10 protein-coding genes are annotated in these 14,577 nt (G+C 62.2%); 2 read left to right on the forward strand and 8 right to left on the reverse strand.

Annotated elements, in window-relative coordinates; genetic code table 11:
* Positions 1 to 19: 19 nt before the first annotated feature.
* The 5 genes from ACFCU0_RS06920 to ACFCU0_RS06940 form a co-directional block, all read right to left on the reverse strand.
* Positions 20 to 544: a DUF6933 domain-containing protein gene (locus ACFCU0_RS06920; protein WP_434972938.1), complete on the reverse strand. Its 525-nt coding sequence runs from the start codon at positions 542 to 544 to the stop codon at positions 20 to 22.
* A 178-nt stretch (positions 545 to 722) separates the two neighbouring features.
* Positions 723 to 1,010, reverse strand: coding sequence for a DUF413 domain-containing protein (maoP, locus tag ACFCU0_RS06925; RefSeq protein ID WP_434972939.1), 288 nt, complete (start codon positions 1,008 to 1,010; stop codon positions 723 to 725).
* 115 nt (positions 1,011 to 1,125) lie between these two features.
* Positions 1,126 to 1,932: an EI24 domain-containing protein gene (locus tag ACFCU0_RS06930; RefSeq protein ID WP_434972940.1), complete on the reverse strand. Its 807-nt coding sequence runs from the start codon at positions 1,930 to 1,932 to the stop codon at positions 1,126 to 1,128.
* A 160-nt stretch (positions 1,933 to 2,092) separates the two neighbouring features.
* The gene (locus tag ACFCU0_RS06935) at positions 2,093 to 2,689 is read right to left on the reverse strand and encodes an AP2 domain-containing protein (protein ID WP_434972941.1); all 597 of its coding nucleotides are present in this window, start codon (positions 2,687 to 2,689) and stop codon (positions 2,093 to 2,095) included.
* Positions 2,690 to 3,227: 538 nt separating this feature from the next.
* On the reverse strand, positions 3,228 to 4,160 hold the full coding sequence (locus ACFCU0_RS06940; protein WP_434972942.1) for a DnaJ C-terminal domain-containing protein: 933 nt from the start codon (positions 4,158 to 4,160) through the stop codon (positions 3,228 to 3,230).
* A gap of 219 nt (positions 4,161 to 4,379) precedes the next feature.
* On the opposite strand from ACFCU0_RS06940, the gene accC reads away from it, so the two are divergent.
* On the forward strand, positions 4,380 to 5,900 hold the full coding sequence (accC, locus tag ACFCU0_RS06945) for an acetyl-CoA carboxylase biotin carboxylase subunit (RefSeq protein WP_434972943.1): 1,521 nt from the start codon (positions 4,380 to 4,382) through the stop codon (positions 5,898 to 5,900).
* A gap of 264 nt (positions 5,901 to 6,164) precedes the next feature.
* On the opposite strand, the gene ACFCU0_RS06950 is transcribed toward accC, so the two are convergent.
* Entirely contained in the window at positions 6,165 to 9,395 is a 3,231-nt protein-coding gene (locus tag ACFCU0_RS06950; protein WP_434972944.1) for a TonB-dependent receptor, read from the reverse strand.
* Positions 9,396 to 9,693: 298 nt separating this feature from the next.
* Here ACFCU0_RS06950 and ACFCU0_RS06955 point away from each other — a divergent pair, with 298 nt between their 5' ends.
* Positions 9,694 to 10,056, forward strand: coding sequence for a hypothetical protein (locus tag ACFCU0_RS06955; RefSeq protein ID WP_434972945.1), 363 nt, complete (start codon positions 9,694 to 9,696; stop codon positions 10,054 to 10,056).
* 505 nt (positions 10,057 to 10,561) lie between these two features.
* Here the strand turns inward: ACFCU0_RS06955 and ACFCU0_RS06960 are convergent.
* Together ACFCU0_RS06960 and ACFCU0_RS06965 are read right to left on the reverse strand one after the other, a co-directional pair.
* Positions 10,562 to 13,780, reverse strand: a complete 3,219-nt coding sequence (locus ACFCU0_RS06960; protein ID WP_434972946.1) for an efflux RND transporter permease subunit — start codon at positions 13,778 to 13,780, stop codon at positions 10,562 to 10,564.
* 134 nt (positions 13,781 to 13,914) lie between these two features.
* Positions 13,915 to 14,355: a four helix bundle protein gene (locus tag ACFCU0_RS06965; RefSeq protein ID WP_434972947.1), complete on the reverse strand. Its 441-nt coding sequence runs from the start codon at positions 14,353 to 14,355 to the stop codon at positions 13,915 to 13,917.
* Positions 14,356 to 14,577 lie beyond the last annotated feature (222 nt).

A 14,577-nucleotide genomic window follows, 5' to 3' on the forward strand; every position in this document is an offset into this window, starting at 1 on the left:
GGGAACGAGGCGTGCTGGTTTACAACCGGGTGGAGTGGTTCCGTGGGATGCCCAGGGTGTCGTACACGGCGTCTCGAGGAAAGAGTTTGAGGGCGATGATCGGTGTGCGAGCCATGCAGTCTTCCATCTCTGCCAGGTCGACCTCGTCCATGGATGATGCGCGACCGGCCAGGTAGCGAAGCGTGTGGCCGTAGTCCGTCTGCGTCCCGATGACACTTCGACTGTTCGTGCGTGCAACGATCACCTCATCGTTCAGGCTCGAGCAGGCGTCCTGCCGCTGCCTGTCCGGCACCCCGAGCCGCGTGAGAAGCCCGGCAAAGCGATCTTTCAGGTGGTGTACGGTCGTGTTCAGTGATCGTCCGGCCACGACGACCGAGATACGCGTTTGAGGATGGGTGTAGAGGACGAGCCATTTCCCCGGGAACGGCATGCTGATCGCGTTGGCGTACCATTCGCCGAACAGCCCCTCCGGCGAGGGAGCCGTCGCAACGGCCGACCGTTTGCTGTACGTCAACAAACGCTTTGTGCAGCGGATGACAGGCATAATGACGGTGTTTAGACCAAGGAGTCTTACGTCAGAAGTACATTGATGCTTTGGGGCGTTGATGCTTTGGGGCGTTGATGCGTTAGGGCGTTGATGCGTTGATGCGGTTGATGCGTTTGGGTGTAGAGGCATTGAATCGTTCCCCCTTTCACACTTTCCCCCTCTCGAAACCGCTTCCTCACCGTTTTGCCTTGCTCTCCTCCCATTCGATCCGTCGCTGGTAGCGCCACCAGAGATCGGCGAAGTAGGCGCCTTTCCCGTCGTGGGGGTTCGGGCGTTCATCTTTCTGGATGAGTTCGAGGAATCGTTCCTGATCCTCGGACTCCGGCTCGATGGTGCCGTCGGCGAGGGCCTGGAGCCAGTGACCGTATCGTTTCAGGTCGCGCCGCTCGTCCGGATCGAAAATCCGCAGGCTGCTCTGCGGCCGGAAGTCGCGCCGTTCGAGGTATACGTCGTGGTCGGACACGGCTGGGCGGTGGTCTGGTGATCGAGGGTGGGTCTGTGCAGGTCGCGGTCGAGAGGGCGGGGGATAAGGATGGGCAGACCAGGAGGTGGGTGCTGAGATGTGGCGGCGATTGGAGCTACAGGCGCTGGTCCGGATCGTAGAGCGCGAGCCCGAGGGCCGTACCGCCGACGACGGCGATCGGCATAACGACCAGGTTGAGGCCCGGAATCCAGAGGAGAAGGCTGGTCGACAGCCCGAAGCCGGCGGTCATCGTTCGGTTCGCGTTCAGGAGGTCGAGCTTCTCTCGCCACGACAGTCCGTAGCGGGCGAGAGCCACGTCCGCGTATTCGACCGCCAGGAAAAAGGCGGCGAGTCCTGCGTGGAGGACGGTCGCGACCGGCGGCCCGATGCCCGGCACGAGGTTGAGCGCCAGGACCGGCACCGCGAGCGCGATGTAGATGCCGGTCACCGCCGCGGTGCTGATGATTGATCGCACCAAACCGGTCCACATTGCGACCTCGTCGGGAGAGGGCGCGTCTCCGGTCAGAATCGCTTCGGCGCGAATGGAGAGCGCGTCGTTGAACGGGCTTGCCACGACGCCGCCGAGAAGGAGCGCCGTGAGATAAGCACCGGCCACCCCGACCACGACGAGCAGGACGTAGAGCACCGTCCATACGAGCAGGAGAAGGCCGGTCCAGAGTCCCTCGGCGACGGGGGCCGACCACCACAGGGCGAGCAGGTCGTCTGCGTAGGCGATCGCGGTAGCGGCAACGCCGAAGAAGAGCAGAACCCCGATCAGTGCCGGTGCGACCGCCCAGGACCACAGTGACCGGTGGCGCCACAGCAGGGCGACGGCCCGAAACGGAAGCGCGAACCCACGCGCCCATCGGACGGGCGCCGAGGCGGAGCGTGCGGAGCGGAGGTCCGAAACGATAGGGGCCATGGACGATCGGAGCAGGGAAAGTCGAAGGACGCGGCGACATCGGAACGCGGCACACCGCGGATTTACCCTGCCAACCTACAACCCAGCCGCAGTCTTCTACAAAAACCGCGCACGACCCGGAGACCGTGCGCGGCGCAGTGCTCGTCGGACGTGGTCCGTATCAGGCGTCGGCGGCCGCGAGTTCCGGCTCCCCTGTCGTTGCTGTCACGTCCTTCTCCGAGTTTCCGTCCCCTTCGGGTCCCTCATCGTACTGGTCTTTGATGTTCGGGTAGGCCGTCTGAAACATCTCATTGACTTCGTCCACTTCCCCGTTGTGCTCTTCTCGGGCCTGGTGCAGTCGGACGCAGGCTTTCCAGACGGCACGGCGAAGGTTCCACTTGCGGACGGAGTACGCCGCGCTGCGCCGTGTGCCGTCGCCTTCGAGCCAGCTGAGCTGCACGTAGGGCTTCGGGGTGCCGCTTCCGTCATCTTTCCAGCAGAAGTTGAGTCCGATCACGCCGGTTTTCGACCGGGCCTCTGCAGAGCGGCGAACGGGATCCATCGGGTCGGGAAGCGTCTCGAGTAGCTCATCCCGGTACTCCACGGCCTTCGCCAGGGCGTCTTCGCGCCCGCCGAATCGCTTGTCCGAGAAGTATTTCGTGTGCTGCTTCTTCTGCCGCTTGATGCGTACCTGCCATCCGTGCGTCGGGTGCCGGTCCGGGTGCTCGTCGGACGGCTCAATATCAATACGGAATACGTTCTTCGGTTTATCGGTCATGGTGGAGATGATGCCGTGTCGTAGCGGGAATGGTGCGATCAGCAGGTGATCGAGGCCTCCCCACGCGAAATGCTGTCGCGAGCAGGCGGAAAAGAACAGATGACGCCGGGCCAGAAGGCCTGGAAACGAACGATGACGTGCGGCCTCGCAGTCCGTGAGCACGAAGCTCCGGATGACCGTCGTTCAAGCCCGACACAGAAAAGCAAACGTAAGAAAAGGCGCCGCGCGAGCGGATCCCGACACGTACAGATTGTTCCGCCATAAGGCGCATGCGACGCACAAATATGGGGGTTAGGCCGGGTGAATGCAAGTGCTACGACCTTGAGCGGCAAAGTTTGAGAAAATAGCCCACGTGTCTTTGCTATTTTCGATGAGGTACATCGGCAGTACCGTTCTGCAAGAAACGTCTGTCATTGAATTGCTGGACGTGACCGAGCCGCTCCGCGTCACGGCCAAAGTCGATCGCGGAACCGCGGTGCTACGATCAAAAACGCCGCCCGGGTCGGTCCGGACGGCGATCACCGTGAGTGGAGGTGGCTTACAGCAAGTCCGCTTCCTCGGCGGCGTTACGGAGTTTCGCGCGTTGCTCCTCGGTTAGGTCTTCGGGGATCTGGACCTCGATCTCGACATACAGGTCGCCCTGACCGTCATCGGTTTGGACCCCCTGTCCCTTCAACCGCAACTTCTCGCGGGGCTGTGAACCGGCAGGGATCGTGACCTTGATCTTCTGGCCGTAGGGCGTTGGGATCTGACGCGTCGTGCCGAGGATCGCGTCGAACACTGACACCGACTCTGTCAGGTAAATGTCGTCCCCCTTCCGCTGAAACCGCGGATGGTCGCCGACGCGGAAGGTTACGTAGAGATCGCCTTGCCCGCCCGGCCCCTGTTGACCTCGGCCTCTCAGGCGCACCTTGTATCCGTCGCGGACGCCTTTCGGGACCTTCAGCCGTACGGTCTCTCCGGTCGGGAGCTTGACCTGCCGCTTGCCGCCGTCGAGCGCCTCTCGGAACGAGATCCGAAGCGTGGTCTCGATATCTCGGCCGGGCGAGGCCTGACGTTGCCGCTGTTGTTGCTGGTACGGGTTGCGCGTTCGAGCGCGTGAGCCGCCGCCCCCGCCGAAGAAGCTCTCGAAGATGTCGCCGAAGCCGCTGCCGCGTCCTCCACGTCCTCCGAAAACATCGTCGAAGTCGCCCTGTTCGAAGCGAACCTCGCGGCCACCGCGACCGCCGCGAAAGCCGTCGCCGTCGAAGCCGAACTTGCGCCGCTGATCGTACTGTTGACGCTTTTCCTCGTCAGACAGGACGGAGTAGGCTTCCTGTATTTCTTTGAAGCGTTCTTCCGCGGCGGCATCATCCGGGTTGCGGTCCGGATGATGCTTGCGTGCGAGGGAGCGATACGCTTTCTTGATCTCCGACTGGCTTGCGTCCTCGCTGACGCCCAGAATCTCGTAATAGTCCTTGATTTGAGGCATATCGGGTGCGACACGCCTGATGAGCGAAGTACGGGGGTTCGGGAAGGATCCGACGCCGGCGGACTGCCAGATTGGCCACGCGCCTGACGGTTCGTCCTCAGAGACGAGCGGAATCCGCCGATTCTGCAGAAAAAGCGTCGATCTTGGTTCGTCATCCGGGATACAAGTCCGTCATAACTGAGTGAACACAATTCATGCCACTGCGCAGTTCGAGACGAAATGACTGATTCGCCGGTACAGCCTCGCAAGATTCGCAAGGTTCTCGTTGCCAACCGCGGCGAGATTGCCGTTCGCGTCATGCGCACTTGTCGCGAGCTTGGCATCGAGACGGTGGCCGTGTACTCCGAACCGGACCGTCCGTCCCCGCACGTCCGAATGGCGGACGAGGCGTACCACATCGGTCCTGCTGCGGCGAACCAGTCGTACCTCGTTCAGGAGAAGATTCTCGAGGTTGCCGCCCGGAGCGAGGCGGACGCCATTCACCCGGGATACGGGTTCCTGTCCGAGAACGCCTCGTTTGCCGAGGCGTGCCAGGACGCCGGTGTCATCTTCATCGGGCCGGGACCGGAGGCGATCCGGGCGATGGGGGACAAGACGGCGGCCCGCCAGCTGATGGAGGAGGCGGGGGTGCCGATGGCGCCGGGCACCACGGATGCCGTATCCGACCCGGAGGAAGGGGCTGGCGTCGCGGAGGAGATCGGCTATCCGGTGCTGATCAAGGCGGCGGCCGGGGGCGGGGGCAAAGGCATGCGGATCGTGGAGGAGGCGGCCGGATTCAAACGGGCCATGGAGATGGCGCAGAGCGAGGCTTCCTCTGCCTTCGGCGACGGGCGGGTGTTCATCGAGAAGTACATCCAGCAGCCCCGGCACATCGAGTTTCAGATCCTGGCGGATGGTCATGGCAATACGATTCACCTGTTCGAGCGGGAATGCTCGATTCAGCGGCGCCACCAAAAGGTCGTGGAGGAGGCTCCTTCGTCGATCCTGACGGCTGACCTCCGGGAGGAGATGGGGAAAGCGGCGGTCGCAGCGGCCAAGTCGTGCGGCTATCGAAACGCCGGCACGGTCGAGTTTCTCGTCGACGCCGACGAAAACTTCTACTTCATGGAAATGAACACGCGCCTGCAGGTCGAGCACCCGGTGACGGAGTGGATCACGGGCGTGGATCTGGTCGAGCAGCAGATTCGTGTCGCGGAAGGCAATGAACTCGAGATCGAGCAGGACGACCTGTCGATCCACGGCCACTCGGTCGAGTGCCGCGTGTACGCCGAGGATCCGGCATCCAACTTTCTCCCCGACCCCGGTCCGCTTCACCGTCATGCGGCTCCGTCGGGCTTCGGTGTCCGCGTCGACTCCGGCGTGGAGGAGGGCGGTGAGGTGCTCATCCACTACGATCCGATGATCTCGAAGCTGACGTCGTGGGGGCGCGATCGCGAAGCGGCTATCCGCCGCATGACACGCGCCCTGGACGAGTACGAGATCGCCGGCGTGCAGACGACGATTCCGTTCTGCCGCTTTGCAATGGAGCACGATGCGTTCCGCAGCGGCAACTTCTCGACACACTTCGTCGATGACCACTTCACCCCGGACGCGTTGTCCGTCGACGCCGAGGCGAAGGACGATCTGGCTGCTCTTGCCGCCACCCTCTATGAGGCCGCCAGCGACGACGAGCCTACCCCCGCCGCCAGCAAGAACGGCACCCCTTCCCGAAGCCCCTGGAAGAACCGGCGGGAGGGTTAGGATAGCGTTTATACGTTGGGACGTTGGGACGTTGGGGCGTTAGGACGTTGGGGCGTTAGCGCATTGGGAAGTGAGCGAGTGGAGTGCGGATTCAGATTACCATCTAAGAATCGAATCCAATTGACGACCCACCACCTACGACCCACCACTTCATATTTCGATCGTCAAGCCTCGAAATAGAAACGGCCCGGTCGCTGTCATCAGCGCCGGGCCGTTGATTGTTTTCATCAGCCTCGTAGGCCGACGAATGGTTTTTCGGGACCGCTAGTTAAAGATGTAGCGGACGCCCAACTGCATGCGCCAGCGCGACTCGAGGAACGGGTTCGGCTGGAAGGTCTCGTTCGTTCCCGTGTACTCAAGGACCGCATCTCCGTTATCGTAAATCGGTCGGCCCTGGCTATCGAGTGCAACGGCCACAGGAGCATTGGTCTGGACCGTTTCGCGGACGCCCCAGTCCGAGTTCAGCATATTCGGGACGTTGAGGATGTCGAGCGATACGCGGAGGCGGTTCGGCGTCTCGCCCACGTTCACGCGAAACTCCTGCGCGATCCGAAGATCCATCGTGAAGTACCACGGGCTCAGCGCGCCGTTGCGTTCCGCGATCGAGCCGCGGTTATCGCTCAGGTAGTCGTCCTGTTCGATGTACGCATCGAACGCGGCCGCCTGTGCTGCCTGCTCTGCCGGCGTGCCGGTAAACGTCAACTCCGCAGCGGGGTCGTTGGGGATGTATAGCAGGTCGTTGTTGCCGATGCCATCGCCGTTGAAGTCGCCGCCGAAGACGTAGCTAAAGCGATCGCCCTTTGCAGCTTCCGCAAAGAGACCGATCGTGGTTGCCACGCCCTTGCCGCCGAAGTCATAGTCGAAGCGGTAGTTGGCCGCAGCGATGAACCGGTGCTTCAAGCCGAACTCCGAGAAGCCGAGGCCCGGATCGTTCGGATCGCCGGCGATCGGGTTGCCCTGGAAGAGCACCTGCGCGATCTCCGTCGAAGTCAGCTGGTTTTTCGCTTCGGTGAACGTGTAGGATGCTTTCGCATCGAGCCCGAATCCGAACGACTTCTTGAGCTCGCCGGTGATCGTGTACTCGTACCCCTCGTCGGTATTGTCGAGCACGTACGCACCGGTAACGCGCGGGTTGATCGCCGTCGGGGCGCCGGTCGCCGCGCCGTAGAGCGGGCGTCCGTCGATGCCAGACGTACCGGACGATTCCGGCAGGTTCACGTTCTTTGCGATGACCGCGTTGATATCGTTGCTGTAGAGAAACTCAGCCGTGGCGATCACGTCGCCCGGGAGGCGCTGATCCACGGCCAGGTTCGTTTTCCAGACCTGCGGCCAGGTGAAGTCCTCGTCCAGCCCGTTGACGATGCCGAGGCAGCCGGGATCCGTGCAGCCCGGGGCGTCAATGCCCTGGTTCGTGACCTGGTTGCCGATCCAGACGAAGGGAAGGCGTCCGGTGAAGATGCCCGTGCCGCCGCGAACCTGGGTGCTGCGGTCCCCGAAGACGTCCCAGTTGACGCCGAGGCGCGGAGAGAGCAGCGGTGCCACATCCGGAAGATCGCCGGTATCGACCTGCTGCCCGTCGCGGAACGAGAGCTCAGCGATCGCCCCGTTCGTCGGGATGTCCATGAAGTAGAGCGGCACGTCGACGCGGAGGCCGGCCGTGACCTTCAGGTTGTTCGACGGACGGTACTCGTCCTGAACGTACAGCGCCGTCTGCGCGACGTTGGTTTCGTCGAAGGCAAAGCTGGGCGACGCACGGTCCACAAAACCATCCAGGTCGAGGAAGCACGTCGGGTCGTTGCCGTAGTCGATGAGCTCGCCGTTGTCATCCCGGCATGGTCTGGTGTTTTGTAGCGCCGGATCGGTGTAATCGAGGAACTGCTGCGGCGAGAGGAAGAGCGTTCCCGACGGCGGCGTGTTGACGAAAAACCCGTACTTGAAGAGGTTGAACGAGTTGTTGAAAATGAACTGCTCGTAGTTCACGCCGGCCGTGATGGTGTGCGACCCGGCAAAGATGCTCAGGTTGTTCGTGAACTGGATGACGTCCTGATCGAGCAGGTTGTTAATGGAAAAGGGCTCGAAGCCGGCCGTCGTGTAGCTCGTTCCTCCTTTCAGGATCTCAATCGTCGGGAAGGGACGCGGGCTGAAGGGATCGCGGCTGTCCCGAAAGGCCGTGTAGCCGATGATCGTCTTATTGGCAAACCCGTTTCCGATCGTGAGATTGGTCTCGCCGACGATCGAGTAGATCTTATTGTTGATCGTGTAGCCGGCGTTGGAAAACGGGAGCGCCGTCGGGCTCGGACCGCGCTGGAAGATCGCGACCGGATTGGCGTTCAGGTCGCGCGATGCGTTCAGGTAGTTAAACCGAACGCTGGCCGTGTTGCCCGGGCTGATGTTGTAATCGAGCTTTGCGAGGATCTTTTCGTTCTCGGTCCCGAGCGTGTAGCCTTCGCCGTAGGTGCCGGGATCGTAGTTGTAGACGTCGATCAGGCGGTCACGGATGGCATCCATCGTGTCGGCATCGACGCGCGACACGTTTGCGCCGGACACGCCGGGTCCGTCAGCGCGGAACGTCGAGCCGGGATCGTCTCGGCGGACGACCTCCACGTTGGCGAAGAAAAACAGCTTGTCTTCGATGATCGGCCCGCCGAGGCTGGCGCCGTACTGCCCGAAGGACAGATCGGCTTCGAACAGTTCAGCGTCGCCGACCTGGTCGCCGATAAAGTTCTCGTTCCGGGTGAAGTAGTAGGCCGTACCTTTAAACTCGTTGGTACCGCTCTTCGTGACGGTGTTGACGCCGGCGCCGGTGAAGCCACCCTCGCGCACGTCGAACGGGGCGATCGAGACCTGCACCTGCTCGACGGCGTCGAGGCTGACCGGCTGCGCGTTGGTCTGGCCGCCGGGTACGGGCGAATCGAGGCCGTACGGGTTGTTAAAGATCGAGCCGTCGACCGAGAAGTTGTTGTACTGCGTGTTGCGTCCGCCGAAGCTGAGCCCGTCGGACTGTGGCGTGAGGCGGGTGAAGTCCTGCGTGGAGCGGCTGATCGTCGGCAATGCGTCGATCTGCTCCTGGTTCACGGCGGTCGCTGCGCCCGTCCGGTCGGCATTCGGGTCCGACTCGCCGGAAACCACGACCTCATCCAGCTCTTCGGTCTTGGGCGAAAGGATGAACTCGAGTGAGCGCTCCTGTCCGAGGCGAAGTTGAAGGCCGGTTTTCCGAACGCTTTCGTATCCCACGAACGTGACGGTCACCGTGTAGGGACCGCCTACGCGGACGGAAGGGAAGGTGAACCGGCCGTCCGAGCGGGTCGACACGCCGTACTGCGTGCCCGAAGGTTCGTGGACGGCAACGACGTTTGCGCCGGGAAGGGATTCGCCGGTTTCGTCAACGACGACGCCGTTCAAAGAGGCGGAGGTCACGCCCTGTGCATGGACGGACGGAGCCATCCACAGACAGGCGATGGCCAGACAGGCCAGTAATCGGTAGCGAAGGTTCATAGGTCGGGGGGGTGTGTCGTGAGATGTTGTTTACTCCTCTGTAATAGTTAGCCAACAGTAACGTAACGCTCACGTCGGATCGGCGTATTTCGTTGAAGTCCCCGGGAAAGGAACGGAAAAATCATGTGACCCAACCTGTATGTAATTTCTAATGTTATCAAAGCATTATGTAAACCTTATGTCTGTGCGTTGACGCCGTCGGCCGGTGGAGCCTCGTCTGTTTGCATCTTATTTAGACCAAGTATAAACTGATGTCGTCATCAGATGCTTGCCGCTCCCATCCTGACCTCTTTCTCGAATGTCTGACGCCTCGCTGTTTTCGACGCCTCACGGATCCTCGCTTCGCTGTGCCTGCTGCGGTCGTATCGAGATTACGTTCCGCGGAGTGCCGTTCATTCTCCGGGCCGACGACCTGCCGGCGATTCAGTCGGTCCTGCGACGGGTGGTGGAGACAGACGCCAATGCAGATGATGTGTGGGAGATGCAGGCGCACACGGGAGCGCGGCCGATTACCGTGCACTATCGGTACGGCGATCTGGTGGAGTTGGCCGACCTGATCCACGGCACCTCCGCCATGCTCGAGCTCGAAGAGATTCTTGAAGAGGTTGAAGGGGGAATGGGAATGGGGAATGGTGAATGGGGAATGATGAAGGGGGAATGATGAAGGGGGAATGGTGAATGGCGGATTTCGAATGTTGAATGACGACGGTTGAATTGATAATTCTGAATGGGGGCGTTGGAGATATCGGATTGGGGACTTTGGGCCAGGCATCGGGGATATCGGATTGGGCATTCTCCGTATCCGTCGCTTGGCTCCTCGCGTTCCCAGACCCTACAAACATGCAAACGTAGGAACGGCTTCGTCCGCTTCACTCGCTTACGCGTCCCGCACACACCAAACCTCGGGCCTCTCCCCGGATGGCGCTTCGCGCACCGGATGCAGACGCGGTATGGGTCACGGGTGAATGCCGTGGGGGCGTGTGAGGCCTGCGACCGGTCATTTCGTGCGCAGACCGCGCCGTGGCGGGCTGGGGGCAGGCCGGCCGGTGGCATCTATGCGACCGACGCGCCCCGCGGATGCGGCTGCGCCGACACGGCGGTATGGTCCACCGGGGCGATGTACGTGTCCCCGCTTTCTCAATACCTATTGCCCCCCTTGGCCTGCCTCAGGCCGTGGAGGCCTCTGGCGACGTGCGGCTCTGCGCAGCGTACGGGCCGAAGGAGTCCAGCGACCGCTCGCGACCCAGCACGTTGTTCACCCCGACGGCAATCGTTTCCTGGAGCATCGCCAGTGCGGGGACGATGAACATGAGCACGAACGTGCCGAACAGGATGCCGAGGCCGAGGCTGACCGCCATGGGGACCAGGAACTGCGCCTGAACGCTCTGCTCGATGATGATGGGGAAGACGCCGAGGAAGGTGGTAATGGACGTGAGGAGGATGGGCCGAAAGCGTGCCTGGCCGGCCCGGATGAGCGCCTCCTCCCAGTCGTGTCCCTTGGCGCGCTCCTCATTGGCAAAGTCGAGCATCACGAGGGCGTCGTTCACGATGACACCGGAGAGTCCGACAATGCCGAAGATGCTGAGGAGACCCAGCGAGATTCCAAGAAAGAGATGCCCCATGATGGCGCCGATCCACGCGAACGGGATCGTGCTCATGATGACGAGCGGCTGCACGTAGGAGCGGAAGGGGATGGCAAGGAGCGCATAGATGAAGAAGATGGCCAGCAGGAAGCCGATGGCCAGAGAGCTCTGGGCCTTACGCTGTTCGCGCTGCTGCCCGCCGAACTGGTACGTCATGCCCGGGTAGACCTCCTGCAGGTTGGGGAGTACGCTCGCGGTGAGGCTGCTCGTCACCTCCTGGCCGGTGGTTACGGACGTGTTGACGTCGGCGGTGACCGTGACGAGTCGCCGGCCGTCCTGCCGGTTGATCTGAGACGGACCGACGCCGATGGAGGCCGTCGCCACTTCCTCGAGCGGTACTTCCGCACCGTTAGGGGCGCGAATCCGCAACGCGTCGAGGTCGCTTATGGCGTCGCGTTCCTCCTCGGGCAGCCGGACGTAGACGCGCACCTCATCCCGGCCGCGCTGGAGGCGGTATGACTCGATCCCGAAGTAGCCGGCGCGGACCTGTTGGGCAAGGTCGCTGAGGGTAAGTCCGAGGCTCCGTGCGGCGGGCTTCAGGCGAAGCTCGATTTCTTGCTTGCCCTGCTCCTGGTCCGTCTGAATGTCGAAGACGCCTTCGTAGCGGGTGAGTGAGTCGCGGACCGCGGCGACGGCACGGTCGAGCTGCTCCGGGGTGGGCGCGGAGAGCTGCACGGACACCGGCTCGCCGACCTGAACCACGTTGGCGGTGAACGCGAGGGAGCGAACGCCGGGCAACGTCCCGGTCGTCTCGCGCCAGCGGTCCTCGAACTGCGTCGACGTTACGTCCCGGGCTTCCGGATCGATCAGCTCGAAGCTGACCTCCGCGATGTTCGCCCGGGTTGCCGTAAAGCCGCCCTGGTTCGGTCCGCTGGTGGCGCGGGGCTGCTGGCCGACGGTCACGTAGACGTTGTCCCCGAGGCGCTGACCGGCTTCTTCCTCGAGTTCGCGGAGGGCCTTTCGCCCGGATGTCTCGAGTTCACGGGTGACCCGGGCGGTTTCCTCCGCGGTCACGCCCGCCGGCATTTCGAGCTGGGCGGTGACGAGCTTGCCCTGTACCTGCGGGAAGAAGTTGAACTTGATGTAGCCGTTCGCGACGAAGCTAAACGATACGATCAGCGTGGCGATGGCGATGCACAGCGTCAGGCCGTACCGGCGCGTGGCGAAGGTAAGCCCTTTCGTCAGCGGACCCCGGATGAAGAGCCGAAGCCGCGCGGCTACCCAGAGCCGGGCCCGGTCCATGGAGCGCGTCACCGGGTTGGACGGCTTCTTGTTCTTGTTGACGTGCGACAGGTGGTTCGGGAGGATCAGCAGCACCTCCACGAGCGAGAGGAGAAGAACGATAATGACGATCGTGGGGATGTCGCCGAGGAACTTGCCAATCGTGCCGGCCACGAAGAGCAGCGGCGTGAAGGCGGCTACGGTCGTGAGCACGGCGAAGATGACCGGTACGCCGACGCGCTGGGTGCCACGGATGGCGGCCTGAAGCGGGTTCTGCCCGCTTTCCTGCTCGGCAAACACGTTTTCCCCGACGACGATCGCATCGTCCACGACGATCCCGATCGATAAGATGAAGCCGAATAGGGATAACAAATTGACCGACACGCCGAGGTACTGCATGACCATGAACGTGCCGATGAAGCACAGGAAGATCCCCACGGACGTCCAGAACGCCAGGCGCGGGGCGAGGAAGAGGGAGAGAGCGACGATGACCAGGAATAGGCCGAGCAGGCCGTTCTTGATCAACAGGTTGAGGCGGCTACGCAGGTTTTCCGCCTGGTTCTGCCAGATGGCGACGCCGAAGCTGGCGGGGAGTGCGGGCCGGACCTCCTCCTCGAGGTGCTTCTTGATCAGGTCCTCGATTGCGAGCACCTGTTCGTCGCCCGTCCGGAAGATGTTAAGGATGGCGGTGTTCTCCGAGTTGAAGCGGGTGATGAGGTCCGAGTTCTGGTCGAACCCGTCCTCTACCGATGCGATGTCGCCGAGCCGAACCGTCGATCCGTCGGACTGGCTGACGATGATGAGGTCTTCGAAATCCTGCTTCGTATAGTTCTGCCCTTTCGTGCGGATCGTGATCTCCTCCTCGTCGGTCTCGATGCTTCCGCCGGGAAGGTCCAGGCTTCCCTGCCGGACGAGGGCGGAGACCTGCCCGAGCGTGAGGCCGTACTCCCGGAGCGTTTCGCGCGGGACCTCGATCGAGATCTCGTAGTCGCGGACGCCGATCACCTGGATGAAGGAGATCTCGGGGTACTGGATCAAGTCATCCTTGAGCTGCTCGGCCATTTCCTTCAGGACGCGTGCGTCTCCGTCCCCGTACAGGGCGATCTGGAGCGCCTGTTGCCGGTTCTCGAGTTCGGTGACGATCGGCTCCTCCGCCTCGGGGGGAAAGGAGGTGATGCGGTCGACCTCCTGCTTGATGTCGTTGCGCGCGCGGGTGACGTCGGTGCCCAGCTTCAACTCGGCGGTAACGACGCCGGCGTTTTCCGACGCGGTCCCGAGGACCCGGTCGATGCCCTCGACGCTCTCGATCCGGTCTTCGATGCGCCGAACGATCGACTCCTCCACCTCCTGCGGCGAGCCTCCGGGGTACGTCACCCGAACCTGGATGGCATCCAGACTGAACTCGGGAAACGTCTCCTGCACGGTCGTGACAGCAGCAACCCCACCCCCGATGAGGAGGAAGAGCATCAACAGGTTGGCGGCCACGCCGTTACGCGCAAACCATTCAATGGCTCGGTTCATGGGGACTGGCAGACTCGTTAGAGGGTATCTCGTTCAGACGCATAGCGTTGATGCGTTGGGTCGTTGATGCGTTGGGTCGTTGAGCACGTCGCGGTTCGTACAGGAAGAATCGTAAGTGAGCTTGAACCATTGATTCATGATGGTTCACCTGCCACGTGAGCATCATCGATTTTATACAGGACACCGTCCTCACGAACTCGGGGTTCGTTGGGGCGGGACCTCAGGTACTGTATGAAGCGGAAGAGCTGCCTGGAGCACTTGTCGACCTGATCGAAAGCAGTATCGAATTCGTCCTGCGAAACGTAATCGAGATCAAGGGCGACGTAGAGCTGGGACTTGACCTCGGCCGCAGAGCGACGAGCATATCCCAGAAACTGGATGAAGGTAGACTGGGTGCGACTATCAAACCCTTCTGCGATGTTGCTCATCACAGAGACCGCGGCTTTCTGAATCTGATCTCTCAGGCCGAAGTCCTTTGAAAACGCGTCGGACGTCGTCAACCGGTAGACGGTCCTCGTGAGGGCACGGGCTGTCTTCCAGACGTCGAGCTCTTCGAATCGGTGTACGGTAGCCATTTCACTGCAGAAGTGTTTGTGTACCTGAGGAGCCCCGGAGCGGACATACAAGGCGCCCAACGAATCAACGTCCAAACGTCTCAACGTCCAACCGTTACTGCTGAACCCTCACCTTCATGCTGTCGGCGTACACGCGGAGGTCGCTGGTGATGACGCGGGTGTCGGGGGATAGGGCGGGGTCGGCGGCGAGGTAGGTGGTGTTTTCGACGGTTTGGATGGGTT

The organism is Longibacter sp. (genome assembly GCF_051155795.1).
In the GTDB taxonomy this organism is placed as follows: Bacteria; Bacteroidota; Rhodothermia; order Rhodothermales; family Salinibacteraceae; genus Longibacter.

What these genes read in the sequence shown, in the direction of transcription:
- ACFCU0_RS06920 (WP_434972938.1), bottom strand. Translation starts at nt 544, where the DNA reads ATGCCTGTCATCCGCTGCACAAAGCGTTTGTTGACGTACAGCAAACGG.
- ACFCU0_RS06930 (WP_434972940.1), bottom strand. Translation starts at nt 1,932, where the DNA reads ATGGCCCCTATCGTTTCGGACCTCCGCTCCGCACGCTCCGCCTCGGCG.
- ACFCU0_RS06935 (WP_434972941.1), bottom strand. Translation starts at nt 2,689, where the DNA reads ATGACCGATAAACCGAAGAACGTATTCCGTATTGATATTGAGCCGTCC.
- ACFCU0_RS06940 (WP_434972942.1), bottom strand. Translation starts at nt 4,160, where the DNA reads ATGCCTCAAATCAAGGACTATTACGAGATTCTGGGCGTCAGCGAGGAC.
- accC (WP_434972943.1), top strand. Translation starts at nt 4,380, where the DNA reads ATGACTGATTCGCCGGTACAGCCTCGCAAGATTCGCAAGGTTCTCGTT.
- ACFCU0_RS06950 (WP_434972944.1), bottom strand. Translation starts at nt 9,395, where the DNA reads ATGAACCTTCGCTACCGATTACTGGCCTGTCTGGCCATCGCCTGTCTG.
- ACFCU0_RS06955 (WP_434972945.1), top strand. Translation starts at nt 9,694, where the DNA reads ATGTCTGACGCCTCGCTGTTTTCGACGCCTCACGGATCCTCGCTTCGC.
- ACFCU0_RS06960 (WP_434972946.1), bottom strand. Translation starts at nt 13,780, where the DNA reads ATGAACCGAGCCATTGAATGGTTTGCGCGTAACGGCGTGGCCGCCAAC.
- ACFCU0_RS06965 (WP_434972947.1), bottom strand. Translation starts at nt 14,355, where the DNA reads ATGGCTACCGTACACCGATTCGAAGAGCTCGACGTCTGGAAGACAGCC.